This window comes from Ensifer sp. PDNC004, assembly GCF_016919405.1.
Lineage (GTDB): Bacteria > Pseudomonadota > Alphaproteobacteria > Rhizobiales > Rhizobiaceae > Ensifer.
In genome coordinates this window covers 2247807-2274206 of sequence record NZ_CP070353.1, presented here as the reverse complement: position 1 = coordinate 2274206, position 26400 = coordinate 2247807, and the positions used below count along the sequence as shown (strand labels likewise).

Genomic DNA, 26400 nt, shown 5'->3' with positions numbered 1-26400 from the left:
GGTCACTTCCTTGGCTGAAGAGAGCGCGTTGCCTCACGGCAAGCTTTGACGAAGGCCGCTGCGCTCTCGTTCAAGCGGCCAGAGCTGCGAATGTCAGTGATCCGCGCGCCGCTGGCGCTCGGCAGACCGACGATGGAGATTTCGGCGATATCAATCGCGGACAGGAGGCGGACGCCGCCGGCTCCCCGCTTCTCGCCGCCAGGCGATACACGGAACCCGATCGAGAGGCCGTTGACGGCGCCGGCCTTCAGGCGGACATGCGCCTTACGGCCCTCGTCGATGTCGAGGATCAGATTGCCGCGCACGAAAAGGCCGGTGTCGTCTTCGCGGATCTCGGACCAAACGCCGATGATTTCGGACGGATCATGCGCCCAGAGCATCAACGGCTTGGTGCCGGCTCGCTGGTGAACCGCGAGAGACCGGGCGAACGCGCCGCGCTGGACAACCTCATTGTGGCCGTTGCGCTGGCCCCAGATGACGGCATAGCCGGAAAACTCGCCGGCATCGCTCGGCGGCTCATAGCGGGTGGAAAGGCCGAGGTGGTTCATCGCGCCGCCGCCATGAACTTGGTGCGGTCACCGGCAAAGGCATCGACCTGTTCGCGCACCCACGGAACCGACAAAACGCGGATGATGTGGGTGTGGCTGCAAGGCAACTCGACGCCGCCCTGCATGACCTTCCACCGCAGGACACAGCGCGCCAGAGATGCGATCGCGACGCGCTCGCGGACCTCGGCGGTAATGGTGCCATCGGCTTGCGCCAGGTCAGCCAGATCGTCGGCCATCTGAAGCCGCGAGCGGCGCTGCGTCAGAGAATCCGGACCTGCAAGCGTCAGCATCAGGCCTGTCAGTTCTCCGGTCGCCGGATTGCGGAGCTGCATTTCGGCGCCGCGATCCTGATCCTCGACATTGGCGAGGATGTCATCGAGATCTTTCATTCCTCGGTTTCTCCGGTGGTTTCGTCGCCCGTAGCGGCGCTGATGTTCGGGTTCACGTACTCGTTGCCGCCCTCGTAGGGCGGCAGGCCTTCCCACTTGCGGGCTTGGTTCGGGTTGATGACGCGCGCCGAAATCAGGCTCGAATAGGCCGACGCGCGCTCGCCCAGATCCGCGCGCGTAAGGTCGTCGCGGTCGAAGACGATGCGGAACCGCTTGCGCTCTTCGCGCGTCAGCAGCGCCCTTCCGAGCGAGCCTTCGAGCGTCCGCAACCACGGCTCCAGCGTGTAGGTCAGGAACTCACGGCCCATCTGTTCGGAGTTCGACCAGGTGGCCCGCTCCAGTTCGAAGAGCATCGACGGCGGCACCCGGAAGGCGCGCGCGACTTCGAGGATTTGGAAGGTGCGCAGCTCATGAAACTGCGCGTCGGTCGAGGCCATCGTGAGCGGGCGGAACGTAGCGCCTCCCCAAAGAATGGCCGTCTTGCCGGCGTTGTCAGAGCCTTCATGGCTCTCCCGCCAGCCCTTGCGCATCCGCTTGTTGCCTTCGTCCCCGAGATCCTTTTCCATCTCGATCACGCCCGAAGGCTTGGCGCCGTTCTGGAAGAGCTTGCCCGCATAGGTTTCCATGATCGCGAGCACACCGATCGCCTTGGCGGCCAGGGATACCGGGGAGCCGTCGAAGGGGCTCCGGACGTGGACCACGTTGCGAGCGCTGATAACGCTGCCGTTCAGCCGATAGGTCGGCTCGCGCGTCATGGTGTCATAGGCGACGCTCATGGCGCTGTGCTGGTAGCGGATGACCTCACGGACTTCATCACCCACGCGGTTGACCCACGCCAGCCCGCCTTCGTTACGCGTCAGCGCATCGGCAACCAGGTCGCGGATCAGCTCAAAACCCGAAGTCCAAGGATTTGCCTCTCCGCGCAGAAGACTGGAAACCGGATGATCCGGGCGGGCCACTTCGGCGCCGCCGTCCATGACCTCGACGACACAGACATCGAGCGTAGCGGCGGCCTCCGAAATTACCCGGACAGCGGCCGACACGGCCGGCACTTTCAAGGCTGCGACACCGGAGACCGAGAGCGCGCCGGGGGCCGTTCCGGTCCAAAGCGCGAGCATCATTTCATCGGGAGACGCGAACGAGCTGTCGCGGGTCTCAAGGGCGGGTGATTTTCGGAACCAATTCAGCATTCCGATTTTATGCCAGAGGGTAGATTTTTCCGAAATTAGCCAACTGCGGACACTCAAAATCAACCTAACTCATTGGTATAAAACAGAAAATTGCTCCTAATTAGAAAAAATATAGAGCGAACCTTCCCCCGCCGGTCCCGCCCAAGGGCCGAAAGACGGAGACCACCCCCCGCCGCACCCTCAGCCGGCGGCCTGCCTTCGGTCTTGGTGCATGGCGGCCACGATGAAGGCCAGTCCACCACCTTTCCGCGCCATCTCCGCCTCGGTTGCGGCATCCTGCCGATCTGCCGTGATCCAGTTCAACACCTCGACCTCGGCCGCTTCGCCAAGTCGGTGGAGCTGCGCATACCAGCGCCGTTCGGCTGCTGCGCGTGCTGCATCCGCATGGCTCACGCTCCTGCCTCCGCTGATCGGCAACAGCAAGGGTCTCTGCGCGGGCCGCTCTCTCCCTCTCCCAAGCCCCTGCTGCGCTCGCTGCGGCGCCTGTGGCTGCGGCTTATCCGGCCGCGTTTCCACTCGCTCCGGTTCGATGGGTTTATTCGATGGGTTACTTCGAAGGGTTTGGGTCGCAGGGCTGCGACGTTTAACGTCGCACGCTTGCGACCTTGAACGTCGCACGCTTGCGACCTTTGCAGGCTGTTCATCCGGGCTTGCACCGGTCTTCATTCGAGCATCCCAGTCCTCGACGACAGCACGGAAACGGTCCCAGTTCGGCCGGTATGCTGCGCGATGGGACTTGCCGCCATGGCTGGCCTTATCGATCAATTCGAGATCGTGAAGCTTCTCTGTGGCACGGATAACCGTCGCACGATCAATGCCCAGCATCGTAGCCAGGCGATCAATGCCGGGATCGCATTGACCCGTGCGTTTGTTGAAATGGTCGATGATCGCGGCAGCGACACGCTTCGTTGCCTCGGTCAATCCGGTCATGATGTTCAGCGCCTTGTGCGCGAACAGGATGTCATTCTCCTCGAGGATCGCCATGCTACGCGTGGCCGCCCTCGCGTGCCATCACCATGGCCTGTACGGCCTCAATCGCACGCAAGCCGAAGTGTTCTTTCAGCGTGGGAACGATGCGCCCGACGCACTCATCTCGGTGCAAGGAAAGCCATCGAGCAGCATCGACAACAGCGCTGCTGACGTTTGACAAATCGGTCTTAAGTGATTGATCTTCGGTGTCAGGTTTGACAGATTTTTCGCTGCAAGGTACTGAAATGGCCTGAATGACACTGGATTGAAAATCCGCGTGTCGGTGGTTCAAATCCGCCTCCGGGCACCATCACTAAAATCAACCTTTGATTTTATTGTGGTTTCTCGCCCTAAACGTCCAGAAAATCTACATCACCTTAAAAAGGTGGACACTTTTGTTCCCGCTTTGAGCGCGTGTCAGTCGTCGATTGCATCATTGTCGAAGATAGCCACAGCCGCCTTTGCCAGCAATTTCTGGCGGGCGGCTTTCGTGTGTCGCGTGACCTCTTTCGAGGTCGTGTGACCGGTCATCGACATGATCTGATGTTCACTTGCGCCGCGATCGGCGAGGCGAGCTGCGGCCGCCTTGCGCAAGCCGTGCGCAGAGCAATGAAGCAGCCCCGCTTCGTTGCAGCGTTTGCGGAACCAGTTGCCGAAACCGTTCGACGTGAAGGGCTTGTTAAACTCGGTCACCAACAACGTCAGGTCTCCGCACGGGCTCTTTTCGATGATGTCGGCGAGGGTGGGGTGGATTGGGATGGCGAGTTTTACGGGTTTGTGCCGGCGGTTCTTGAACTGGGTGAAATTGAACCAGCCGTTGGATATGTGCTGCTTGCCAAAGAGCACGATGTCGCTACGCCTCTGCGTCGTGTAGATCATCAGCGCGAGCGCAAGTCTTGCCTTGGTGCCGATCGGATGGCGTGTCTTAAATTGGGCGACCTCGGCCTCGGCATGACCGTGGCGTTTACCCTGCAGAACATCGCGCTCTGCTTTATCGGCTGTCTCATCGGCACGCTGGTGGGCGTGTTGCCCGGCGTCGGCCCGGTCTCCACCATCGCAATCCTCCTGCCGGTCACCCTCTCGCTCGATCCGACCGGCTCGCTGATCATGCTCGCCGGCATCTATTACGGCGCCCAGTACGGCGGCTCGACCACGGCCATCCTCGTCAACATTCCCGGCGAAGCGACATCGGTCGTCACCGCCATCGACGGTCACAAGATGGCGCAGAAGGGCCAGGCAGGGCTTGTGCTCGGCCTGGCGGCGATCGGTTCGTTCTTTGCCGGCACGGTTGCCACATCGTGATTGCCACCCTCGGCGTTCCGATGACGCGCATGGGCCTTCTCTTCGGCCCGACCGAGTATTTCTCGCTGATGATCATGGGTCTCGTCTTCGCCGTCGTGCTGGCGCACGGCTCGCTCCTGAAGGCGGTGTCGATGATCCTCGTCGGCGTGCTTCTTTCCTGCGTCGGCGCCGACATGGAGACGGGCCGTGGGCGCATGACCTTCGGCATTGAGATGCTTCAGGACGGCATCGAATTCGTCGTGCTGGCCATGGGTATCTTTGGCTTCGGCGAGATCTTCAAGAACCTTGCCGACCCGGAATCCCAAGATGTCGTGCGCAGCCGCATCGGCCGCCTGTGGTCAACGCCAAGGGAGCTGAAGGAAAACTTCCCGCCGATCCTGTGCGGCACCTTCCTCGGCTCGGTCCTTGGCGTTCTGCCGGGCAACGGCGCGATCCTCGGCCCCTTTGCCAGCTATGCGGTGGAAAAGCGCATGTCGAAGCGGCCGCGGGACTTCGGCCATGGCGCGCCGGCGGCGGTCGCCGGCCCGGAAAGCGCCAACAATGCCGGCGCGCAGACCTCCTTCATCCCGCTTCTCACCCTCGGCCTGCCGCCGAATGCGGTGATGGCGCTGATGGTCGGCGCGATGATGATCCAGGGCATCGTGCCTGGGCCACAGGTGATCGAGCGCAATCCGGAACTGTTCTGGGGGCTCATCGCCTCGATGTGGATCGGCAACCTCATGCTGGTCATCATCAACCTGCCGCTGATCGGGCTCTGGGTGAAGCTGCTGCGCGTGCCCTATCGCCTGCTGTTTCCGGCGATCGTCTGCTTCTGCTGCATCGGCCTCTATTCGATCGCCAACGATGCCGCCCAGGTGATGATGGCCGCCCTGTTCGGGATCATCGGTTACGCTCTCTACAAGCTCGAATTCGAGCCTGCGCCGCTGGCGCTCGGCTTCGTGCTCGGCCGCTTGCTCGAGGAGAAGCTGCGCCAGTCACTGATCATCTCCGGCGGCAGCCCGCTGACCTTCCTGCAATCGCCACTGTCGGCCATTCTGCTTGCGATCGCCGTTATGGCGCTCGTGGTCGCCATCTCGCCGTCGATGCGGCGAAACCGCGACGAGGTCTTCAAGGAAGCCTAGGGCTTGGTTTGAAACCTTGGTAAAGGCCATGGGCGTGCCGCGCCCGTGGCCTTTTTTGTTTTCGGGTCGGCGGAAGAGGTATCGCCTCTGGTCGATCAAGAACATCGCTCCTCTTCACAAGTGCGCGGAAGCGGCGTAATCTCCAAGGATATTCTTAAGTAGAAATAATTTAAGTATTATATCCTGCGGGGACAAAGGAATGGCTGCGACGGGAGCGCGCGGCGACAGGCGGGAGCAAATTGACGGGCTTCGCGTGATCGCCATGACGGGGGTATTGTACGTTCATTACTGGAACGAGCATCCCACACTTGAATCGGTTCGAGTTTCACTCTTCTTCATCATCAGCGGCTTCCTGATCGGGGTGATCCTGCTGTCGGCAAAAGACACCCAGGCAACGATCAACGTCACCAACTTCTACATTCGCCGATCGCTCCGCCTGCTTCCGGCCCTGTTCCTGATGCTGTTCGTGGCGGCGTTGTTCAACATGGACGGCATACGCAACAGCCTTGTGTGGCACACGTTTCAGATGTCGAGCCTGTATTTCGCCATCACCCAGGACTGGGAGCCCTGGGTTGCCGCGCATCTCTGGAGCCTCAACATCGTCGAGCAGTTCTACCTGACCGCTCCGCTGATCATCATCTTCCTGAGCCGGCGGCATATATTCGTGGCCTATGTCCTCATCTTCACGATGTCGGTGATCGCGCGGACCTATAGCGACGAGCTCGGTCTTCTCGCCTGGTCAAACATCGTTCTTGCCTTCGACCCCGTGGCGGCCGGGGCCATCCTGGCGCTGGTCAAGGACAATGCCGACGTGCGGGCGGTCCTGACGAGCAAACTCAACAACCTCGCGTCGGTCGCCATCATCGCGTCGCCCCTCTTCGTCGGTATCAAGTTCGGCCACTCGGAAACCTATAAGTTGCTTTGCATCTACGCGCTGGCGTCAATCGTTCTGAGCTCCTACATCGGATACAAGGGCGTGTCCGCCTATCTCCTGGCAAACCCCGTCACGCGCTTCCTCAGCCGGGTCAGCTACGCCACCTATGTGTACCATATGGCGCTCTGGTGGCTGGTCGCGGAGCAGTGGCCGGCGCTCTACAAGGCAGGGCCGATGACATTCCTCGTCATGAGCACCATCACCGTGATCGTCGCGACGATTTCCTGGCATCTGGTGGAAAAGCACTTCGACGCCCTGAAAGCCCTGTTCCCGGTAACCCAGCCGGTGCCGCTTGCCGCCGAGCGTGCCTGACCCCGGCTATGGGACGGGCCGGAGCAGGGGGCGCAATTTTTGCGAACGACCAGAAGCGCCGACGCAATATTTGCGCGTCGAGGCGGGTTTCTTAAGTCCGTGTTAACCACGTATTTGATTGTATCGCCACAATCACAGCGGCCCATGATGGGAATTTTTCAATTTTAAGATGTCACTAATATGGTCAGCATTCTCACGAACGCTGGGGCGATTTCTGCGCTCCAGACTCTGCGTACGATCAATTCCGGCATGGCCGAGGTACGCGGGCAACTGAACTCCGGCCTCAGAATTCAGACAGCGGCGGACAACGCCGCCTATTGGTCGATTTCGACAACCATGCGCTCCGACGCCAAGGCCGTGTCCGCGGTTCAGGACGCGCTCGGGCTTGGAGCGGCCAAGGTCGAAACGGCCTATGCGGCGATGGATGCCGTTACCGATATTCTCAGCGAGTTCAAGGCCAGGCTGGTGACGGCGAGGGAGCCCGGCGTCGACAAGGGCAAGCTCCAGAAGGAACTTGACCAGCTCAAGCAACAGATCCTGAGCATCGCGGATTCGGCGAGCTTCAGCGGACAGAACTGGCTGAGAACCAGCGTCTCCGACATCAATGACAGCGACCTGAACCGCACTTCCGTCGCCTCCTCGTTTTCGAGAGACGCCCAAAACGGCGTGTCGCTGAACACGGCCGACTTTTTCCTGCGGGACTCCTCGCTGTTCAACAGCACCGGCGGCGGCATCCTGCAGGCCGATACGCGGGATCTGAGAACGGTCGGCGGCATCCGCTTCGTGACCTCGGTCGATGTCGATGGTTACACGACCAACAGCAACTACAACAACCGGGCGGGCCAGGCCGGCGAATTCGTGTTCCATTTTGCCGGACCGATCAGCTTTGCGAGCCCCGGCGACACAATCACCTTCGACGCCACCGTCGACAAGGATAGCCCCTCCCAGGGCCTGTCCCTGCCGCTGCATACGGGCAAGACGATCGGCGTCACCGTGGATCGGGCGACGGTCGATACCGTGCTCGGAGCCGGCGCCAACGGCGTGATATCGGACTACACGCAGTATGCCGCCGTCCTGAAACATGCGGTCGAGCAGGCCGGAACCGGCGCCACGGTGCAGACGTACCGGCACGATTATGAGCCCTATCCGCCGATCATCGATCAGATCGGCTTCAAGACGCTGCAGAATTCCGGGCTTAACGGATCCTATGTCGAGGTCTCCAACTTGGTCATCAACACGACGACCGGAGGTGCCGGAGGGCTTTCGCCCAATGCCGGTTTCGGAACGCGCGGATCGGAGATGACGCTGACCTTCGAGCAGTTCGAGGTCTACAAGGACGTTGTCGTGTCGTTCAATTTTTCGGTGAACGGCGAGGCGCCGAGCACCCACGCCTTCGATCGCAACCAGGTCAATGCACTGCTTGGCAAGGATACGGGCAAGATCGAGACGGTGGACGAAATGGTGATGGTGCTTCAGTCGCTCATCACCCGGCCCGACACGATCATCCAGAACAACGGGTCAGGCGGGATCCTGATAAAGTCCGATCCGGCCGCCGATCGGAAATCCGGTGCCGGAACCTTTATCGGCTTCACCAACATCGATGTGAACATCGAACCGATCGCCCGCAGAAACTTCCTTGACGTCGATATCGCGGCGAACCCGCAATCGGTCGATTCCTATCTCCAATACATCGAGGTCGTCCTGCAGCGGACCATCGATGGCGCCGCAGCACTTGGCTCGATGCTGTCGCGCATCGACATGCAGACAACCTTCGCACAGACGCTGATGGCGACGATCGACAAGGGTGTCGGTCGTCTGGTGGATGCCGAAATGAATGAAGCGTCGACACGGCTGAAGGCCCTGCAGTCGCAGGAGCAGCTCGGCATCCAGGCTTTGCAGATCGCCAATTCCGACGCTCAGAACATTCTGCAGCTTTTCCGCTGAGACAAGTCGCAGCGGCCGATCTGGAGGGGTTGATTCAGGGAGGGGAGAAATCCGTCCCCCGTGCGGATCCGGCTTCGACTGACCCCGAGGCTTAACCCAGCCAAGATTCCCCGGCTGTCACCTGCGTTACAGGCGTGTCGCAGCTTCTGCCTATTCTGGCGCGCGGGAGGACCTGAGCGGCGCAGTTCGTCGCCGCACAATTTAGGCCGCGACATCCGGAAAAAACGGGGGCGCGGCCGGGTCAACGAGGATTAGACATGCGTAAACTTGCGACACTCTCTCTGGCAGCTTTGGTGACTGCGACGGTCGCCGTGGTCGGCGTTGCTCCGGCATTTGCCGGCGGAAGCTACTACAAGGGCGTATCGACAACGCCCATCAACGAAGGCCACAAGAGCGAGAAGTACAACCCTGAGGCCAAGGTCGTGAACCGCCCACCGCCGCGCAACGGCGCCTATTACAAGGGCATCATGCGCAAGTAATGCGGTATCCGTGGGGCGTGCGTGGTCAAGCGGCCTTTTTGCCCGTCGCGCTACCCGGCATAACCTGCGAAACAAACGAGGGCGCCAGCGGCGCCCTTTTATATTTTAAAGCAGAACGTGGTTGAGGATGTCGCTTTCGCTGACCACCAGGTTCGGCAGATGCCCCTTGCGAAGATAGTGCTTGCGGTCGCTGTCTGCCGTGACGAAGACGGCGGTGCGGGCAATTTCGTCCGGCGTGAGTTCCGTTGTACCGGGAACGACGGCGATATGGGAGCGCAGGCCAAGGTCACGCAACAGCTCTTCGATCGCACCATGGTCTTCGACGCCGTGCAGCACCAGGCGATCGATCTCGGCGACCGCGTTCGTATGCCACATCACCGTCTGCAGGGCGACCATGAGCGGCAGAACGCCCTTTGACCGCTGCAGTTCGGGATGGTGTTCGAAGCCGCCGAGCATCAGACGGGTATAAAGCTCATAGGCTCGGATGTAGTCCTTCTTCGCGATCCACATGCGCAGCGCGACCGTCATGCGCAGCATGGTGAAATCCCGCACCTGCGCATCGAGATAGGCCCGGCGGTCGGGCGTCAGCCGCACGGCGCCGCGCTTGGCGCCGGAATAGAGGAAATATTCAAGGCCGCCGCGGTAGCTGTCCCAGGCGGTGAGCACGTCGGCATGGCCGGCTTGCGGCCGGTCGCGGGCAATCTTCGAACGGGTGACCTGTCGGTAGAACGGCTTTCTCAGGAAGGCGACGGCGCCCTGCTCCAGAAAATGGGCGAGATAGGCGAAGGCCCAGTAGGCGAAGTTCCTGGGCACCCAGGCCGACCGTAGCGCCGACGCCCGGTAGATGCCGATTTCCGGAAACACGTGTCGCTCGCAGAGGAAGTCGAACACTTCCTCGGAAGCGCGCTTCTTGAACTTCGTGTCCTTGTCGACGATGTAGAACGGCGGATCATCGCGCTCCTCGACTTCGTCATGCGTGTACCAGGGCGCGTAGCAAGCGGTGACTTCCGGATTGAGATCCAGGTAGCGGATCGCCTCGCGCAAGCCGTCGTTGATCAGGATGTCGTCGTCGGCAAGGTAGAGCACATATTCGCCGGTCGCGCGGCTGAAGGCGCTGACGACGTTTGCGCCCGAACCGTAGTTTTCCGCCTGCCGGAGATAACGAATCGGCAAGCCCTTGGCGATGAAGCACTCGGCCACGTCGCGCGTGTCGTCCGTCGACGCGTTGTCGGAGATGATGATCTCGTACTTATACGAGAATTGGTAAAGGTCGACGAAATAGGCGAGCGCCTTTTCGAGAAACGCCGCGCGATTGTAGGTTGGAATGCAAATGCTCAGCTTAACCTGGCTCACGCGCCTCTCCATGGTGCTCATTTCGCGCGATTTCTCGTCGCTCGGACGTTGCCCGTTGCCCGCATTGCCAGCCCTGGGGCTGCCGCAAGACGCGGGGAAACCGCGCATGCAGGGAACTCCCCCTGCCCATTCGTTATTCCGCGTCGATCTTGTGTGAGCCTTGTCTTGGATAGGGTATGCCCGACCTCTCTCGGCATCGCTCGAATTAACGCTTTGTTAACCATGCGGGCGCACTCTCGGATCAGGCTCACGCCGCTCTTTGTCCGACGGATCTAAGCGGCGGACGGGATACACTGTCGCGGTCGTTCCGATGGTGGCGAGGTAAGGGTGATATGGCAGAGCACATGATGAAAATGCTGATGAGCATCATGGCGGCGTTGTCGTTCGGCTCGCTGCTCTTTCTCGTGGCCATCCTTTAGGGCTGCCACCTTTAACGCCGCCGCGTCCTTCGACGTCCGTCAGGGGTAGAGGTAGAATTCGTCCCAGCTCTCGTGCGGCACCAACTCGCCGATCTTGTATTCGAAAGACAGGACATCCAGGTGCTCGGCGTCGGTGAGGCACTTGAACTTCAGCTTGTACCATTCCCCCTTGCTGCGGAACACGGCGCCCGGCGCCTTCATCTTGTCTTCCTTCACGACCGGTTCGGCGAAAGTATAGGCAATCACTTTGTCCGGTTTGAAGCTCGACTTGTCGGCGTTGATGCGCTCCATCGCTTCGGTGTCACAGCGCTGCTCCAGACGGGTCTGCGGATCGAGCTTCTCGAACTGGCGTACCAGGGACTGATCCATCGCCAGCGCCGGGGAAAACGTGGCGGCGAAGATGAGCGGGTACGCGAGTAGCTTCATGCTTGACGGACTCCTGGCAACGGAAGGACGGACCCAGCAAATCACTGCCGGGACGCGCCAGCGGTTTCAGTTAAGCTTTGTGGCCATTCCAAGGCAGGCCGCGTTTCCGAAACGGCAAACTACGTTTCGGATACGTCGATCCACTCGGCGCCGGTCAGTTCGGCGATGCGGGTCGGGCTGATGTGCACAGCCGCATTGGTGGCGCCGGCGGCCGGCACGACGATGTCGTAGGCCTTCAGCGACATGTCGCAATAGATGCTGTGCGGCTTGGCAAGACCGAAGGGGCAGACGCCGCCGACTGGATGGCCGGTTTCGGCCTCCACCTCGTCGAAGCCGAGCATGCGCGCCTTTGTGCCGAAGCGGGCCTTGTATTTCTTGTTGTCGAGGCGGGCGTCGCCGCGCGTGACGATCAGGATCACGTCGTCGCCGACGCGAAGCGCCAGCGTCTTGGCAATTTGCGCCGGCTCGACACCATGGCCCTCGGCCGCGAGCGCGACCGTTGCGGTGCTTTGCTGAAGCTCGATGACGTCGATGTCGGGGGCATGCTCTGAGAAAAAGTCTTTGACGGAGGTCAGGCTCATGGCGAACAGTTCACGTTATTGAAAGGCAATGGCGGTCGGCCGCGGCGCGAAGAGCGCGATGATCTTGTTGCCGGGCGCGCAAATCTCTCAATCGTCGTTGGAAGCGTCAAGGTCTTCCGGACGCAGACCTTCCTGCTGCGGTGGCAGGTAGCCGTGATTGGTGAACCAGTTTTCGAGGATCGCGATAATCGCCTGATCCCGTGTCTGCATTCCCGGGTGATCGGCAATGAACGACTTGAGCGCCGTTTCGATCTTGTCGGTGTAAAGCGCGTTCATGCTCGCCTCCGTCTGGCTAAATGCGATGTCCCGTCCGGCAGATCACAGTGCTACAGCGCCCTTCGCGCGTCCAGATGGAACGACCGGGGACATCCCGGGCGCGAAGGGTACCGCCGCCGGCGATGGGTCAGGCTTGTTTGACGATGCGGATCAGCACCAGAAGGATGACGGCGCCGATCGTCGCGTGCAGGATCGCCGAGAGGATGCCGGTTCCGAGACTGATGCCGATCGCCGGGAAGAGGAAACCGGCGATGAAGGCGCCGATGATGCCGACGACCATATTGCCGATGAGGCCGAAACCGCCGCCCTTGACGATGAGCCCGGCGAGCCAGCCGGCGACCGCGCCGACGATCAGGAAGACAAGAATGCTTTCAATGCCCATGAACGGGTCCCTTTCCGTTGGATCTCCAAGGGAAAGATAGATCAGGAATTGAAATCAGATAGGGGGCAATTTCATCGCGCAGCGATTTTTTGAGCTGTCGAGGGTGGGATGCGGCGCCGGGCCTCAAATGGCAGCCCGGTGCCGCTTGGTTCAGGGTTAGACGATACCGCCCCCGCCGCCGGCAACGGCCGGGCGCTCAGCCGCGACTTTTGCGCGGTAACCGCTCTTGCGGTAGGTTGCAACAGGTGCGATTGCGCCGCCGCCGTCGAGCCGCGCCATTGCGAGGATCGGCTCGACATCAGTGCGGAAGGCTACCTTCAGCGTCTCGCTTGCCATCAGCGCATCATTGTCGTCCTGGTAGCCTGCGAGCGCCTGGCGGTCGACGATCAGCGCCTGGGCATAGGCGCGGCAGACCTCGGTGGCGCTCGTCACCAGGCTTTCGATCGAGTCGGTGACGTTGTGGCTCTGGTCGAGCATGTGCGCCGGCTGGAACCCCTTGGCCTTGCGGGTCTCCGCATCGACGAGTTCGTTGAAGACGAGGAACAGCCGGTAGGGATCGATCGAGCCGGTGTCGAGATCGTCGTCACCGTACTTCGAATCGTTGAAGTGGAAGCCGCCGAGCTTGCGGAACTGGATGAGGCGGGCGACGATCATCTCGATGTTGACGTTCGGCGCATGGTGGCCAAGATCGACGAGGCAGAAGGCCTTGGGGCCGAGTTCCTGGGCGATCAGGTAGTTGCTGCCCCAGTCCTGGACGACGGTCGAGTAGAAGGCCGGCTCGAACATCTTGTGTTCGGTGTAAACGCGCCAGTCATCCGGCAGCGCCGCATAGACCGATTTCATCGCATCGAGATAACGCTCGAAAGCGCGGGTGAAGTTGCTCTGGCCGGGGAAGTTGGAGCCGTCGCCGACCCAGACCGTCAGCGCCTTGGAGCCGAGCTGCCGGCCGATCTCGATGCATTCGAGATTGTGCTCTACCGCTTGGGCGCGCGTGGCGGCGTCGGCATGCGACAGCGAGCCGAACTTGTAGGAATGTTCCTGGCCCGGCGCATCGGAGAAGGTATTGGAGTTCATCGCATCGAAACCGAGGCCGAGCGACGTGCCCTTCTCTTTCAGTTCGGAAATGTCGTTCACCTTGTCCCAGGGGATATGCAGCGACACGGTCGGCGTCGCCCGCGTCAGTTGCTGGATGACGGCGCAATCTTCGAGCTTGTCGAAGATGTTGCGCGGCTCGCCCTTGCCGGGGAAGCGAGCAAAGCGCGTGCCGCCGGTGCCGACACCCCAGGAAGGAACGGCAACGCCGTAGGCGGCGACCTTGCGCTTGATCTCGTCGATCGCGATGCCGCGCCGGCCAAGCCTCTCGCCGAGGCTTTCATAGTCCCGGCGAAGTGCGCTGAGCCGGCTTTCATTCTCGGCCTCGACCGTCGCCTGGCTGATCATGGTGGTCGTCATGAAACTCTCCTTGATCAGCGGGTAAACGACTGGGCGTTGCCCGCGTCGACATTGATGATGTTGCCGGTCGATTTCGCCGACATGTCGGATGAAAGGAAGTAGATCGCCTCGGCGATATCCTCGGGAAAGACGCTGAGCTTCAGCATCGAGCGCTCGCGATAATGCGCCTCGAGGTCGTCGACATCCATCTTGTAGGCGGCGGCGCGCTGTTCCTTCCACTCGCCGGTCCAAATCTTCGAGCCGCGCAGCACCGCGTCCGGATTGACGACGTTGACGCGGATCTGGGCGGAAGCGCCTTCGAGCGCCAGGCAGCGGGCGAGGTGGATCTCCGCCGCCTTGGCGGTGCAATAGGCCGATGCGCCGGGGGAGGCGGCAAGACCGTTCTTGGAGGCGACGAAGACGACGTTGCCGCCGGCCTTCTGCTGGCGGAAGATGCGGAAGGCTTCTCGCGAGACGAGGAAATAGCCTGTCGTCAGGATGTCGATGTTCTTGGTCCAGAGCGCCAGCGTCGTGTCTTCGATCGCGGCAGACGAGGCGAGGCCGGCATTGGAAACGAGGATATCGAGGCCGCCGAAGGCGAGCAGCGCGTCGGCAAAGCCGCCCTCGACCGCCGTCTCTCTGGTGACGTTCATGCTGACGGAGCGGACGAAATCCTTGCCGTAGCGCTTGGAGAGTTCGCCTTCGGCCGCCGCAAGCGCGGTCTCGTCGATATCGGCGAGCACGACGCAGGCGCCCTCCTGCATCAGCCGGTTGGCCGTCGCCTTGCCGATACCGCCGGCGCCGCCGGTGACGAGCGCGATCCGGCCGGCGAGGCTCTTCGGCTTCGGCATGCGCTGGAGCTTTGCTTCCTCAAGCAGCCAGTATTCGATGTCGAAGGCTTCCTGTTCCGGCAGGCCGACATAGGTTGAGACGCCGGAGGCGCCGCGCATGACGTTGATGGCGTTGACATAGAACTCGCCGGAGATGCGGGCGGTCGCCTTGTCCTTGGCAAAGGTGATCATGCCGACGCCGGGCACGAGATAGACCACTGCATTCGGATCGCGCATCGCCGGGCTGTCGGCATGTTTGCAGCGCTCGTAATAGGCGGCGTAGTCGGCGCGGTAAGCCGCGATCGCGTCGGGAAGTGCCGCCAACGTCTTGTCGACATCGGGGCTGGCCGCGTCGAAATCGACCACCAGCGGCCGGATCTTGGTGCGCAGGAAGTGGTCGGGGCAGCTCGTGCCGAGGGCGGCCAGCGGCTTCAGATCCATCGACGTGACGAAATCGAGCACGGCCTGGCTGTCGTCGAAATGGCCGACCTTCTTCTCGTCGGCGCTGATCAGGCCGCGGATGACCGGCATCAGCTTGCGCGCGACGTCGGCGCGGGCCGCCGCGTCGAGCGCCGGCCTAACCGCACCGCCAAAGGCCGGCTTGGCGTTCTCGGCCTCGAACCAGGCGATTGCCTTGTTGATGATCTCGACCGTGGTCCCGTAGGCTTCTTTCGCCGTGTCGCCCCAGGTGAAGAGGCCATGGCTTTCAAGCACGACACCGCGCGCCCGGGGATTTTCCAGGCAGAATTTTTCGAGCCACAGGCCGAGCTCGTAGCCCGGGCGCTTCCACGGCAGCCAGCCGATGTCGTCGCCAAAAATCTTTGCCGTCAGTTCACGGCTGTTCTTGGCTGCGGCAATCGCGATGATCGCGTCGGGGTGCATGTGGTCGACATGCTTCTTCGGCACATAGGCATGCAGGGGCGTGTCGATCGAGGCGGCGCGCGGATTGAGGTTGAAGGTGCAGTGCGGCAGGTAGCCGACCATCTCGTCTTCGAACGCGACGCCGCGATAGATCGACTTCAGCGCGTTGAGCTTGTCCATATAGAGCGTGGCAAAGCCGTCGAGCTTGATCGTTCCGACGTCGCCGCCCGAACCTTTGACCCAGAGAACCTCGACCGTGCCGCCCCCAAGCGGGTCCTTCTCCATCACCTTGGCCGAGGTGTTGCCGCCGCCGTAATTGGTGATGCGCTTGTCGGAGCCGAGCAGGTTGGAGCGATAGAGCAAGCGCTCGGATTCGCTCATGCCGGCAGCCTTTGCCTCGTCCCAAAGGTTTGCAAGTCGCGCACCCTGCTGCTTGTCGAGCATCTCGATTTCCTCCCGGTCTGATGTCGCGCGGCTTGGCGACCGCGCAGAGATGTGGTTGGCATCAGATCACAGGACTTGAGCGTTAAAGTCAATCAAAAACGATCAAGTTCGCGCATATTGCGCTGCACAATGAAAAAATATGATTGTTTGTGATTGACAATGGTCGATCGTGATGGAAGCATGAACGCCATCGGAGGAACGCATGCACGAGAAAGAAAGACACCGGATCATTCAGTCGGCGGTTCAGGAAAAACCCGTCGTCACCGTCCAGGAACTGGTCGATCTGACCGACAGTTCCGAGGCGACGATCCGGCGCGATATTGCAGCCCTCCACGTGCAGAAGAAGCTGCGCCGGGTGCGCGGCGGCGCCGAGGCGATCAACCCGCCGCAATTCGTCGGGCTCGCCGGCCGGCCGTTCAAGGTCAACGAAGGCCTGCATGCCCGTGAGAAGCAGGCGATCGCCAAGGAAGCAGTGGCGCTTTGCGAGGACGGCGAACCGATCATCATCAATGGTGGCACCACCACCTTTCAGATGGTGCATTTCCTCAGCAATCGCCGGATGCAGGTTTTCACCAATTCGTTTCCGATCGCCGAGCATCTTCTGAAGCACTCGAAGAACACGGTAATGCTGTCGGGCGGCACGATCTACCGCGAGCAGAACATCATCCTCAGCCCCTTCGACAATGACGTGACGCGCAATTTCTATGCGCGCCGCATGTTCATGGGCGCGCAGGGCCTCGGCCCGCTCGGCCTGATGGAGGCGGATCCGCTGTTGATCCAGGCGGAGCAGAAACTGATCGACCAGGCCGACGAACTCGTCGTGCTGGTCGACTCCTCGAAATTTCACAAGCGTTCCAGCCTGATCCTGTGCGGATTGAAGCGGATCGCCACTGTCATCACGGATTCGGGCATCGAGGACAGGCATGCCGCGATGCTCGAGAATGCCGGCGTGCGGCTGGTCGTTGCCAGCTCGAGAGCCGGCGCAGATGCGGAGAACATGTCCTCGTCCGCCTGAGGCAGGCGAGGAGAGGGGAAGGTGACGCTCACGACCGGAGGGGCCGGGGCATCGCCAATGGAGGAAATCGCGCCGGTGACGCTTGTCGCGTGCCGGTCATTGGGAGGAAATGAGCATGAAGATCCTGAAGTCACTGATGGTCACGGCCGCCGTTTCGCTGGCGCTGATGGCCAATGCCGCGCATGCGGAAAACAAGAAGATCGCGCTCGTGGTCAAGGCGCTCGGCATCGGCTTCTTCGAAGCCGCCAACAAGGGCGCGCAGGAAGCCGCCAAGGAGCTGGGCGACGTCGAGGTGATCTATACCGGCCCGACGACGACGACCGCCGAAGGCCAGATCGAGGTGATCAACTCGCTGATCGCTCAAAAGGTTGATGCCATCGCCGTTTCCGCCAACGACACCGACGCCCTCGTTCCGGCGCTGAAGAAGGCGATGGATCGCGGCATCAAGGTCATCTCCTGGGACTCGGGCGTCGCCAAGGATGGCCGCCTGATGCACCTCAACCCGTCGTCGAGCCCGCTGATCGGCAACATGATTATCAAGCTCGCCGCCGACAACCTGCCTGAAGGCGGCGACGTTGCGGTGCTGTCGGCAACGGCGACCTCGACCAACCAGAACACCTGGATCGCCGAGATGAAGAAGGTTGAGGGCAACTACAAGGGCATCAATGTCGTCGCGACCGTCTACGGCGACGACCTCGCCGACAAGTCCTACCGCGAAACGCAAGGCCTCATTCAGTCCTATCCGAACCTGAAGGCGATCATCGCGCCGACCTCTGTCGGCATTGTCGCAGCCGCCCAGGCCGTCACCGACGCCGGCAAGATCGGCCAGATCAACGTCACCGGTCTCGGCCTTCCCTCGGAAATGGCAGGCCACGTGAAGTCGGGCGCCTCCAAGTCCTTCGCGATCTGGAACCCGATCGATCTCGGCTACTCCGCAACGATGATTGCCTACGACCTGATCAACGGTGCCGAAGCGAAGCCCGGTGCTGAACTGAAGATGGGCCGCATGGGGGCCGTCAAGCTCGACGACAACAACGAAGGCGCGATGGCCGACCCGTTCGTCTACGATGCCAAGAATGTCGAGGAATTCGCCAAGATCTTCTGATCCGGCGAAAGCCCCTCATCCAGCTGCCGGCACCTTCTCCCCGTTCGACGGGGAGAAGGGACAAGCGGCAACGGTTTGCCCCCTTCCCGACGACGTGGGAGGCGTGCGGCATACTCGTTCCCTGTCTCCGTTCGCGGAGAGAGGGCAGGGTGAGGGGCAACCTCGCGCGGCGTAACCGTCGCCTCGACAAGCTTTGCATAATCGAAACGACTGAATGGTGGACTGTCTCTTGCTGCAGGATACGCTCACATCGCGGATGAAGCCCGCCATTGCGCTCGAGGGGATTTCGAAGTCCTTTCCCGGCGTGAAGGCGCTCTCCGATGTTTCGCTGGCGCTCTATCCGGGATCGGTGACCGCGCTGATCGGCGAAAACGGTGCCGGAAAGTCGACGCTGGTGAAGATCCTGACCGGAATCTACCAGCCGGACGAGGGCACGATCTCCGTCAGTGACCAGGAGGTTCATTTCCCGACGGCGCTTGCGGCCGCCCGCGCCGGCGTCACCGCGATCCACCAGGAAACCGTCCTCTTCGACGAGCTCTCGGTCGCCGAGAACATCTTTCTCGGCCACGCTCCGCGCAATCGCTTCGGGCTGATCGACTGGAAGAAGCTCAATGCCGATGCACGCGCGCTGCTTGCGCGCGCCGGCGCCGATCTCGATCCGACCATCCGCCTACGCGATCTCGGCATCGCCAAGAAACATCTGGTCGCGATCGCCCGCGCGCTGTCGATCGATGCGCAGGTGGTGATCATGGACGAGCCGACGGCCGCCCTGTCGCACAAGGAAATCCACGAACTCTATGCCCTCGTCGAACGGCTGAAGGCAGACGGCAAGGCGATCCTGTTCATCAGCCACAAGTTCGATGAGATCTTCCGCATCGCCGACCGCTACACGGTGTTTCGCGACGGAACGATGGTCGATGAAGGGCTGATCGCCGATGTCAGCCAGGACGAACTGGTGCGCCTCATGGTCGGCCGCGCCGTCGGCTCGGTCTACCCGAAGAAGGACGTAGCGATCGGCGAACCGGTGCTTACCGTTTCGGGCTATCGCCATCCGACCGAGTTCGAGGACATCAATTTCGAGCTGCGTCGTGGCGAGATCCTTGGCTTCTACGGCCTCGTCGGCGCTGGCCGTTCCGAATTCATGCAGTCGCTGATCGGCGTCACCCGGCCATCGGCCGGCGCCGTCCGGCTCGATGGCGAGGTGCTGGTGATCCGCAGCCCGTCTGAAGCGATCCGGGCTGGTATCGTCTATGTGCCGGAAGAGCGCGGCCGCCAGGGTGCGATCATCGGCCTGCCGATCTTCCAGAACGTCACCTTGCCCTCGCTGTCGCGCACCTCGCGCTCAGGCTTTCTGCAACTCGCCAACGAGTTCGCGCTCGCCCGCGAATACACCGCGCGCCTCGACCTTCGCGCCGCCTCGCTCGATCAGGACGTCGGCACGCTTTCGGGCGGTAACCAGCAGAAGGTCGTCATCGCCAAGTGGCTGGCGACGAAGCCGAAGGTGATCATCCTCGACGAGCCGACCAAGGGCATCGACATCGGCTCCAAGGCAGCGGTCCACGCCTTCATGAGCGAACTGGCGGCGCAGGGCCTCAGCGTCATCATGGTCTCCTCGGAAATCCCGGAGATCATGGGCATGTCTGATCGGGTCATCGTCATGCGCGAGGGGCGGATCGCCGGGCGCTTCGAGCGCGCGGATCTGACGGCGGAAAAGCTGGTGCGTGCCGCTGCCGGCATTCAGGAGGCCGCGTGATGGCAAACATCCTCAGGAACCGCGAACTGTTGCTGGTCGGCGCGATCGCCGTGCTGCTGGCGCTGATCACCTGGCGTTTCCCGCCCTTCGTCGTGCCGGCGAACCTCGCACGCGTCTATAACGACACGTCGATCCTGATCATTCTGGCGCTTGGCCAGATGGCGGTGATCCTGACACGCTGCATCGATCTTTCGATGGCCGCCAACCTCGCGCTCTCGGGCATGGTGGCGGCAATGCTGAACGCCGCCTTTCCGGGCCTGCCGATCCCGCTGATCATCCTTGCGGCGGTCGCGCTCGGCACGCTGCTCGGCATGATCAACGGCGCACTCGTCTGGAAGCTCGACATTCCGCCGATCGTCGTAACCCTCGGCACACTCACCATCTATCGCGGCATGATCTTTCTCCTGAGCGGCGGCAAGTGGATCAACGCCCACCAGATGAGCGACGCCTTCAAGGCCTTGCCGCGCGACGAACTCCTTGGTTTCCCGGTTCTCTCCTGGCTCTCGCTGGTGATGATCGCGCTCGTCTTCCTGTTGATGAGCCGCACGGCCCTCGGACGCGCCTTCTATGCGGTCGGCGGCAATCCGCATGCGGCGGTCTACACCGGCATCGATGTCGGCCGCACCCGCTTCTTCGCCTATTGCCTTTCGGGCGCGCTCGCCGGGCTCTCGGGTTATCTTTGGGTGTCGCGTTATGCCGTCGCCTATGTCGACATCGCCGCCGGCTTCGAACTCGACATCATCGCAGCCTGCGTCATCGGCGGCATATCGATCGCCGGCGGCATCGGCACGGTAGCAGGCGCGGTGCTCGGTGCGCTGTTCCTTGGCGTGATCAAGAACGCCTTGCCGGTCGTCAATATCTCGCCCTTCGCCCAATTGGCGATTTCGGGCTTGGTTATCATTGTCGCTGTTGCCGTCAACGCCCGCGCCGAGCGGCGCAAGGGCCGCGTCATCTTGAGAAAGGCGGAGGCTGTCTGATGGCCGAGACCCACCTTACCCCACGCCATATTCCCGACCGGCTGGAAGGCCGAGGCGCGCGGTTGCTGAAGAGCTGGGAAAGCCTGCTGCTCGTCGTTGCCTGCCTCATCTTTCTCGGCAACTCGCTGGCCTCGCCCTACTTCCTCGACCCGTGGAACCTTTCGGACGCGACCTTCAACTTCACCGAAAAGGCGATGATCGCCTTCGCCATGGCGCTGGTGATCATTTCCGGCGAGATCGATCTGTCGGTGGCCTCGATCATCGCGCTCGCCTCGACGGCGATGGGCTATGCCGTGCAACTCGGCTTCGACACGCCGGCGCTGGTGCTGATCGGCCTCTCCGTCGGGCTCATTTGCGGGGCGATCAACGGCTTGTTGATTACCGGTCTCGGGCTGCCGTCGATCGTGGTGACGATCGGCACCATGAGCCTTTTCCGCGGGCTCTCCTTCATCATTCTCGGCGACCAGGCTTTCACCGGTTATCCCGACAGCTTCTCCTGGTTCGGCCAGGGTTATGTCTGGTGGGTGTTCTCCTTCGAGTTCACGCTCTTCGTTGCCCTTGCGGTCGTCTATGGCGTCGTCCTGCACAAGACCAATTTCGGCCGTGCGGTCTATGCCATCGGCAACAACCAGACGGCAGCGCTCTTCTCCGGCATCCGCGTTGCGCGCATCAAGTTCATCCTGTTTCTTTTCACCGGGTTGATGGCCGGGCTCGCCTCGATCTGCCTGACCTCGCGCCTCGGCTCGACGCGCCCGTCGATCGCGCTCGGCTGGGAGCTGGAGGTGGTAACGATGGTGGTGCTTGGCGGCGTCAACATTCTCGGTGGCTCCGGCACCATCCCGGGCGTCGTGCTGGCCGCCCTGATCATGGGTATGGTGACCTTCGGTTTCGGCCTGCTCAACGTGCCGGGCATCGTCATGTCGATCTTCATCGGCCTGCTGCTGATCTCGGTGATCGCGCTCCCCATTGTCTGGCGGCGCGCCCGCCAGCGTCTCGCACATTGAGGATCTGATGGAAAAATACGCCTTCCGCATGCGCTTGAACCCGGGCATGGCCGCCGAATACAAGGCGCGGCACGATGCCATCTGGCCGGAACTGGCCACCCTGCTGAAGGAGGCCGGCGTCTCCGACTACTCCATCCATCTGGACGAGGAGAGCGATCTGCTCTTCGGCGTGCTCTGGCGAACGGACGACCATCGCATGGCCGAGCTGCCATCCCATCCCATCATGCAGAGATGGTGGGCGCATATGGCTGATATCATGGAAACCAAGGCCGATAACGAACCGGTCGCGGTGCCGCTCAAGACCGTCTTTCATATGGAATGATCGCATGCGGGTTGTTGGCGTTATCGATATCGGCAAGACCAATGCCAAGGTTGCGGCAGTCGATCTCGACCGTTTCGAGGAGATCGCCGTCCGTAAGACGGCGAATGCGGTGCTGACCGATGGTCCTTATCCGCATTTCGATGTCGAACGTCTCTGGGCCTTCCTGCTCGAAAGCCTCGCAGCACTCCATGCCGAACACGCCTTCGAGGCGATCTCGATCACCACCCATGGCGCGACCGCCGTCGTGCTCGATGCATCAGGCAATCTGGCGCTTCCGGTGCTTGACTATGAACATGCCGGCCCCGACAGCCTCGCCGCCGAGTATGATGAAGTGAGGCCGCCCTTTTCCGAGACCGGTTCCGCGCGGCTGCCGATGGGGCTCAATGTCGGCGCCCAACTCCATTGGCAGCAGAAGACATTTCCCGACGCCTTCGACAGGGTCGCCTCGATCCTCACCTATGCGCAATACTGGACCTATCGGCTGACCGGCACGCTTTGCAACGAGCTGACCTCGCTCGGTTGCCACACCGATCTCTGGAATCCGCGGGCCGGCGCGTTCTCGACCCTGGTCGAACGCCAGGGGTGGGCGCCCCTTTTCGCACCGGTGTTGAAGGCGAGCGATATCGCCGGTGCTCTGCGGCCGGAGCTCTGTGCTGCAACGGGCATCGCATCAGGGACCCCGGTCTATTGCGGCATTCATGATTCCAATGCCTCGCTGCTGCCGCATCTGCTGACGCGGGCCGCGCCCTTCTCGGTGGTCTCCACCGGCACCTGGGTGGTGATGCTCGCGGTCGGCGCCGAGGCGAAGGCGCTCGACGAACACCGCGACACGCTTGTAAACGTCAACGCGCTTGGCGATCCCGTACCCTCCGCCCGCTTCATGGGTGGCCGCGCCTTCCAGCTTCTGTTGGGGGAGGGGGCGGTCCCTGTGTCGCCGGAAACGGAAGAGGCCGTGGCCACCACCGGCCACATGCTGCTGCCGTCCATTCCCGAGGGATCCGGTCCCTTTCCGGCCGCAAAGGCGATCTGGACGACGGACGAGGAGGAGCTTGACCCCGCCGAACGTTTCGTCGTCGTCTCGTTCCACCTGGCGCTGATGACGGCCACCTGTCTCGACCTGATCGGAGCCCGCGGCGACATCGTCGTCGAAGGGCCCTTTGCTTCCAACGGGACCTATCTGCGCATGCTTGCGGCAGCGACCGGCCGGCCGGTCTTTGCCGATCCCAACAATATAACGGGTACGAGCCTCGGTGCTGCGTGCCTCGTTAAGGGATCCGCGGTCCGGTCCGGGGTCACGCCGCTTGCGGGTGAGATCAAGAAGAGCTTCGCCGCCTATGCGCAGGCATGGCAAAAGGCGACGCAGGACCATGTGGGCAAAGAAAAGCGGCCGTAGAACATCCGTCCCCGGCCGCAGAGATGCCTGGTTGTGTCAGTAAGAGACGGGCTAAAGCCCTATCAAAACACAGAACTGCGCTTTGCCGACCGGTTGTGCTCGATGTTGAGAACGATCGATACTGCCATCATTGTCAGGATTGCTGTGAGTGCGGCGCCAATGCCAAGAACAATCATTGTTCGTTTCCTGTAAGCGCATCGTCATGATGTCGCTTTGCGTGATGCGAAGGTTTCTTCGCGCATGCAGCGCCCACTTCACTTTCGCTTCGATACGCGAGCGCAAGTCGAAGTACAATTCTAAACTCTTGTGATTGAGAACCTGTTGGTTTCAGGGGCGTTTATTACAGTTTTGTTGCAGCGCAAAAATGGCGCGTGAAAACACCCTGTGAATTTTAGTGATTCCGATTAGAGGTGAGGGACCGTTAACCTTCAAGCAAGGAATTAACCATAAACATGGTCCCACACGTCGGAATGGGATAATTCACAAGTCTCCTCAAGGCATGATGCCGCCCCGCCGTACCGGTTCCGGTCCGGTATCCATTCTTCACCGAATTTACTTGCGGGATGAACGACAGCAGACGCTTTTCGGCGGAGGCTGATCTCATCGATGTGGCGTGCACGTCCGGTGGACCGTGGCCCTCCCTGATGCTCCCCAGGCAAGTTCCGAACGTGCACACCGGGGATCAGCGTTGAGGCAGGAAGCATCGTCAGAACAGGCAAAAAAGGGCCAGGCAGGCAGCCTGCTGGAGCGCCTGCGCTTTGCCGGGCTCGATGACGAGAGCTGCAACCGCGTCCGCGATCACAGGCAAAAGCTTTCTCCCCGGATCGATCAGGCGCTTCGCGACCTCTTCCAGCGCCTCCAGACCTATCCCGACGCCGCCCGCCATTTCGACAGCGACCGACAGATCGATCGCCTCCAGGATCTTCAGTCGTCGCACTGGAACGTGCTGACCGACGCACGCTTTGACGGGCTCTATGCCGAGCGCATCAAGGTGCTCGCAGACACCGCAAGCCGCATGGGCCTCGACCCGCGCTGGCAGATGGCAAGCCATGCTGTCGTACTCGAACATCTCATCGTCGGGCTCATCGAAGACGCCTGGCCGCGATCTTTCCTGCCGATGGGCAAGGCGCGCCGCCGCGAACTTTGCGACCTCGTCGCCGCTCTGGTGCGCACGACCTTCGTCGACAGCGAGATCGGCGTTTCGCTTCGCTTCAACGCCCTTCGCCAGCAGCACCAGCGGCAGCTCGCCGAGCAGCGCAGCGCCGACGAGCTGGAGGTCAAGGCGCTCTTCGGCGACTTTGCCGAAGGCGTGAGCCAGGGTGATCTCGGCGCGCGGTTGCCGGAAACGGCGGTCGAAGCCTATCAGCCGATCGTGGCGAGCCTGAACGCGGCACTCGAACAGATCCAGCAAAGTCTTCAGGCCTCCGATCAGCGCAACCAGGCCGCCGGGGTACTGGTCGACCGCATGCGCGACGGCGCGACAGCCTTCACGGACAAGGCGAGCGCTGAAGCCGACGCGCTTTCCGGGCAGCTTGCCGTGCTCTCCGACATGGCCGGACGCATGGCGACCGGTTCCGGCCGGATCAGCGCCACGGAAACGAAGGCCAACGAGACCCGCATTGCCGTCGAGCGCAGCGGCGAGATCGCCGGCCAGGCGATTTCCGCCATGGCCGACATCGAGGCGTCGGCCGAAAAGATCGGCCAGATCATCGGCGTCATCGACGAGATCGCCTTCCAGACCAATCTCCTGGCGCTCAACGCCGGCATCGAAGCGGCGCGCGCCGGCGACAGCGGTCGCGGTTTTGCCGTCGTTGCCCAGGAAGTGCGCGCGCTGGCACAGCGCTCCGGCGAAGCGGCGCGCGAAATCAAGCAACTCGTTTCCGGCACCAAGGCGCAGGTCGAGACCGGCGTCGAGATTGTCGGCCGCACCCAGGACGCGATCAGCAGCATCGTCGAGCAGGTCACGTCGATCAATTCCGCCGTCTCCGGCATCGCCCGCGAGGCGGAGCAGCAGGTCGGCGACCTCCGCGGCGTCGCGACCGAGATCGGCACGATCTCCAGGGGCGTCGAGGCAAGTGCCGCGCTCGCCGGCGATACCGTCCGCTCGTCGGACGATCTTCACACAGTCATCGTCGAACTCGGCGAGACCATCCGTCAGTTCCGCCTGGAGCGCCGCCATCCGGCCGCATCGGCACGCACCGGTCGCGAGCCCTTCCGTCACGCATCGGCCGCCGTTGCCGACGAGCCGGCCGCACCGCTGTTTGACGAGGGGCCGCAGCGGCAGCTCGCCGGTTGGCAGCGCTGATTTTTAGGGCAGTAAAGAGTTAGCAGTCGAGGAAGACAGGAATGGCCAGCAAGAAGACCGCTCAGAAGACGCTTAGCCTCGCTCCGGTTTTGGACCTGAACGAGGCGACGGCACTGCACGAGAAGCTGCTCGCGCTCAAGGGCAGCCACATCGTGATCGACGCTTCCGCGGTCGAGCGGGTCGGGACGCTTTGTGTCCAGGTGCTGATGGCCGGCGCCAAGACCTGGGAAGAGGATCATTTGTCTTTCACCTTCAGCAAGGTGTCGGACGCTTTCGACAAAACGACACAGCTCATCGGGGTCGAGATCGACCACCTGATGGCAAAGGAGATTTGA

25 protein-coding genes and 1 pseudogene are annotated in these 26400 nt (G+C 61.9%); 13 read left to right on the top strand and 13 right to left on the bottom strand.

The window, feature by feature from the left end; all coding sequences use genetic code 11:
* Positions 1 to 2 precede the first annotated feature (2 nt).
* From JVX98_RS19300 to JVX98_RS19275, 6 genes are all read right to left on the bottom strand, one after another.
* Entirely contained in the window at positions 3 to 548 is a 546-nt protein-coding gene (locus JVX98_RS19300; RefSeq protein ID WP_205237113.1) for an HK97 family phage prohead protease, read from the bottom strand.
* Complete coding sequence (locus tag JVX98_RS19295) at positions 545 to 937, bottom strand: hypothetical protein (RefSeq protein WP_205237112.1); 393 nt, start codon at positions 935 to 937, stop codon at positions 545 to 547. The genes JVX98_RS19300 and JVX98_RS19295 overlap by 4 nt, the downstream gene beginning before the upstream one ends.
* Positions 934 to 2127 carry a phage portal protein gene (locus JVX98_RS19290; protein WP_205237111.1) on the bottom strand — a complete coding sequence of 398 codons (1194 nt, stop codon included), beginning with the start codon at positions 2125 to 2127 and terminating at the stop codon, positions 934 to 936. The genes JVX98_RS19295 and JVX98_RS19290 overlap by 4 nt, the downstream gene beginning before the upstream one ends.
* 180 nt (positions 2128 to 2307) lie before the next feature.
* Complete coding sequence (locus JVX98_RS19285; RefSeq protein WP_205237110.1) at positions 2308 to 3111, bottom strand: helix-turn-helix domain-containing protein; 804 nt, start codon at positions 3109 to 3111, stop codon at positions 2308 to 2310.
* Position 3112: 1 nt separating this feature from the next.
* Positions 3113 to 3388 carry a hypothetical protein gene (locus JVX98_RS19280; protein WP_205237109.1) on the bottom strand — a complete coding sequence of 92 codons (276 nt, stop codon included), beginning with the start codon at positions 3386 to 3388 and terminating at the stop codon, positions 3113 to 3115.
* Positions 3389 to 3513: 125 nt separating this feature from the next.
* Positions 3514 to 4008, bottom strand: a complete 495-nt coding sequence (locus tag JVX98_RS19275; protein ID WP_256442699.1) for a tyrosine-type recombinase/integrase — start codon at positions 4006 to 4008, stop codon at positions 3514 to 3516.
* A 3-nt stretch (positions 4009 to 4011) separates the two neighbouring features.
* Between JVX98_RS19275 and JVX98_RS19270 the strand changes: the two are divergent.
* From JVX98_RS19270 to JVX98_RS19255, 4 genes and pseudogenes are all read left to right on the top strand, one after another.
* Positions 4012 to 5519 (top strand): annotated as a pseudogene (locus tag JVX98_RS19270) (tripartite tricarboxylate transporter permease).
* Between the two features lie 199 nt (positions 5520 to 5718).
* The gene (locus JVX98_RS19265; protein ID WP_192447881.1) at positions 5719 to 6765 is read left to right on the top strand and encodes an acyltransferase; all 1047 of its coding nucleotides are present in this window, start codon (positions 5719 to 5721) and stop codon (positions 6763 to 6765) included.
* Between the two features lie 180 nt (positions 6766 to 6945).
* A complete protein-coding gene (locus tag JVX98_RS19260) occupies positions 6946 to 8709 on the top strand; it encodes a flagellin (RefSeq protein ID WP_205237107.1) in 1764 nt (587 codons plus the stop codon).
* A gap of 257 nt (positions 8710 to 8966) precedes the next feature.
* A complete protein-coding gene (locus JVX98_RS19255) occupies positions 8967 to 9188 on the top strand; it encodes a hypothetical protein (RefSeq protein ID WP_090294984.1) in 222 nt (73 codons plus the stop codon).
* 105 nt (positions 9189 to 9293) lie between these two features.
* Here JVX98_RS19255 and JVX98_RS19250 read toward each other — a convergent pair whose 3' ends face one another.
* The 7 genes from JVX98_RS19250 to JVX98_RS19220 all read right to left on the bottom strand — a co-directional run bounded on the left by JVX98_RS19250 (position 9294) and on the right by JVX98_RS19220 (position 16191).
* Complete coding sequence (locus JVX98_RS19250) at positions 9294 to 10541, bottom strand: glycosyltransferase family 2 protein (RefSeq protein WP_205237106.1); 1248 nt, start codon at positions 10539 to 10541, stop codon at positions 9294 to 9296.
* A gap of 458 nt (positions 10542 to 10999) precedes the next feature.
* Positions 11000 to 11386: a DUF930 domain-containing protein gene (locus JVX98_RS19245; RefSeq protein WP_205237105.1), complete on the bottom strand. Its 387-nt coding sequence runs from the start codon at positions 11384 to 11386 to the stop codon at positions 11000 to 11002.
* Between the two features lie 119 nt (positions 11387 to 11505).
* The gene (locus JVX98_RS19240) at positions 11506 to 11967 is read right to left on the bottom strand and encodes a YbaK/EbsC family protein (protein WP_043613094.1); all 462 of its coding nucleotides are present in this window, start codon (positions 11965 to 11967) and stop codon (positions 11506 to 11508) included.
* Between the two features lie 87 nt (positions 11968 to 12054).
* Positions 12055 to 12243, bottom strand: a complete 189-nt coding sequence (locus JVX98_RS19235) for a hypothetical protein (protein WP_034796970.1) — start codon at positions 12241 to 12243, stop codon at positions 12055 to 12057.
* A 127-nt stretch (positions 12244 to 12370) separates the two neighbouring features.
* Complete coding sequence (locus JVX98_RS19230; RefSeq protein WP_034796969.1) at positions 12371 to 12625, bottom strand: GlsB/YeaQ/YmgE family stress response membrane protein; 255 nt, start codon at positions 12623 to 12625, stop codon at positions 12371 to 12373.
* 156 nt (positions 12626 to 12781) lie between these two features.
* Positions 12782 to 14077 carry an L-rhamnose catabolism isomerase gene (gene rhaI, locus JVX98_RS19225; protein WP_205237104.1) on the bottom strand — a complete coding sequence of 432 codons (1296 nt, stop codon included), beginning with the start codon at positions 14075 to 14077 and terminating at the stop codon, positions 12782 to 12784.
* A gap of 14 nt (positions 14078 to 14091) precedes the next feature.
* Complete coding sequence (locus tag JVX98_RS19220) at positions 14092 to 16191, bottom strand: bifunctional rhamnulose-1-phosphate aldolase/short-chain dehydrogenase (protein WP_205237103.1); 2100 nt, start codon at positions 16189 to 16191, stop codon at positions 14092 to 14094.
* A 202-nt stretch (positions 16192 to 16393) separates the two neighbouring features.
* Here JVX98_RS19220 and JVX98_RS19215 point away from each other — a divergent pair, with 202 nt between their 5' ends.
* The 9 genes from JVX98_RS19215 to JVX98_RS19175 all read left to right on the top strand — a co-directional run bounded on the left by JVX98_RS19215 (position 16394) and on the right by JVX98_RS19175 (position 26400).
* Positions 16394 to 17206 carry a DeoR/GlpR family DNA-binding transcription regulator gene (locus tag JVX98_RS19215; RefSeq protein WP_065774466.1) on the top strand — a complete coding sequence of 271 codons (813 nt, stop codon included), beginning with the start codon at positions 16394 to 16396 and terminating at the stop codon, positions 17204 to 17206.
* Positions 17207 to 17321: 115 nt separating this feature from the next.
* Complete coding sequence (gene rhaS, locus JVX98_RS19210) at positions 17322 to 18311, top strand: rhamnose ABC transporter substrate-binding protein (protein WP_043613083.1); 990 nt, start codon at positions 17322 to 17324, stop codon at positions 18309 to 18311.
* A gap of 256 nt (positions 18312 to 18567) precedes the next feature.
* Positions 18568 to 20064 (top strand): sugar ABC transporter ATP-binding protein, encoded by a 1497-nt coding sequence (locus JVX98_RS19205; RefSeq protein WP_205239481.1) that lies wholly within the window; start codon positions 18568 to 18570, stop codon positions 20062 to 20064.
* On the top strand, positions 20061 to 21041 hold the full coding sequence (locus JVX98_RS19200; protein WP_205237102.1) for an ABC transporter permease: 981 nt from the start codon (positions 20061 to 20063) through the stop codon (positions 21039 to 21041). The genes JVX98_RS19205 and JVX98_RS19200 overlap by 4 nt, the downstream gene beginning before the upstream one ends.
* Positions 21041 to 22045, top strand: a complete 1005-nt coding sequence (locus tag JVX98_RS19195; RefSeq protein ID WP_192447873.1) for an ABC transporter permease — start codon at positions 21041 to 21043, stop codon at positions 22043 to 22045. The genes JVX98_RS19200 and JVX98_RS19195 overlap by 1 nt, the downstream gene beginning before the upstream one ends.
* A gap of 7 nt (positions 22046 to 22052) precedes the next feature.
* On the top strand, positions 22053 to 22367 hold the full coding sequence (gene rhaM / locus JVX98_RS19190; RefSeq protein ID WP_205237101.1) for an L-rhamnose mutarotase: 315 nt from the start codon (positions 22053 to 22055) through the stop codon (positions 22365 to 22367).
* 4 nt (positions 22368 to 22371) lie between these two features.
* Positions 22372 to 23760 (top strand): FGGY-family carbohydrate kinase, encoded by a 1389-nt coding sequence (locus JVX98_RS19185; RefSeq protein WP_205237100.1) that lies wholly within the window; start codon positions 22372 to 22374, stop codon positions 23758 to 23760.
* A 688-nt stretch (positions 23761 to 24448) separates the two neighbouring features.
* Complete coding sequence (locus JVX98_RS19180; protein WP_205237099.1) at positions 24449 to 26065, top strand: globin-coupled sensor protein; 1617 nt, start codon at positions 24449 to 24451, stop codon at positions 26063 to 26065.
* A 41-nt stretch (positions 26066 to 26106) separates the two neighbouring features.
* Positions 26107 to 26400 (top strand): STAS domain-containing protein, encoded by a 294-nt coding sequence (locus JVX98_RS19175; protein WP_192447869.1) that lies wholly within the window; start codon positions 26107 to 26109, stop codon positions 26398 to 26400.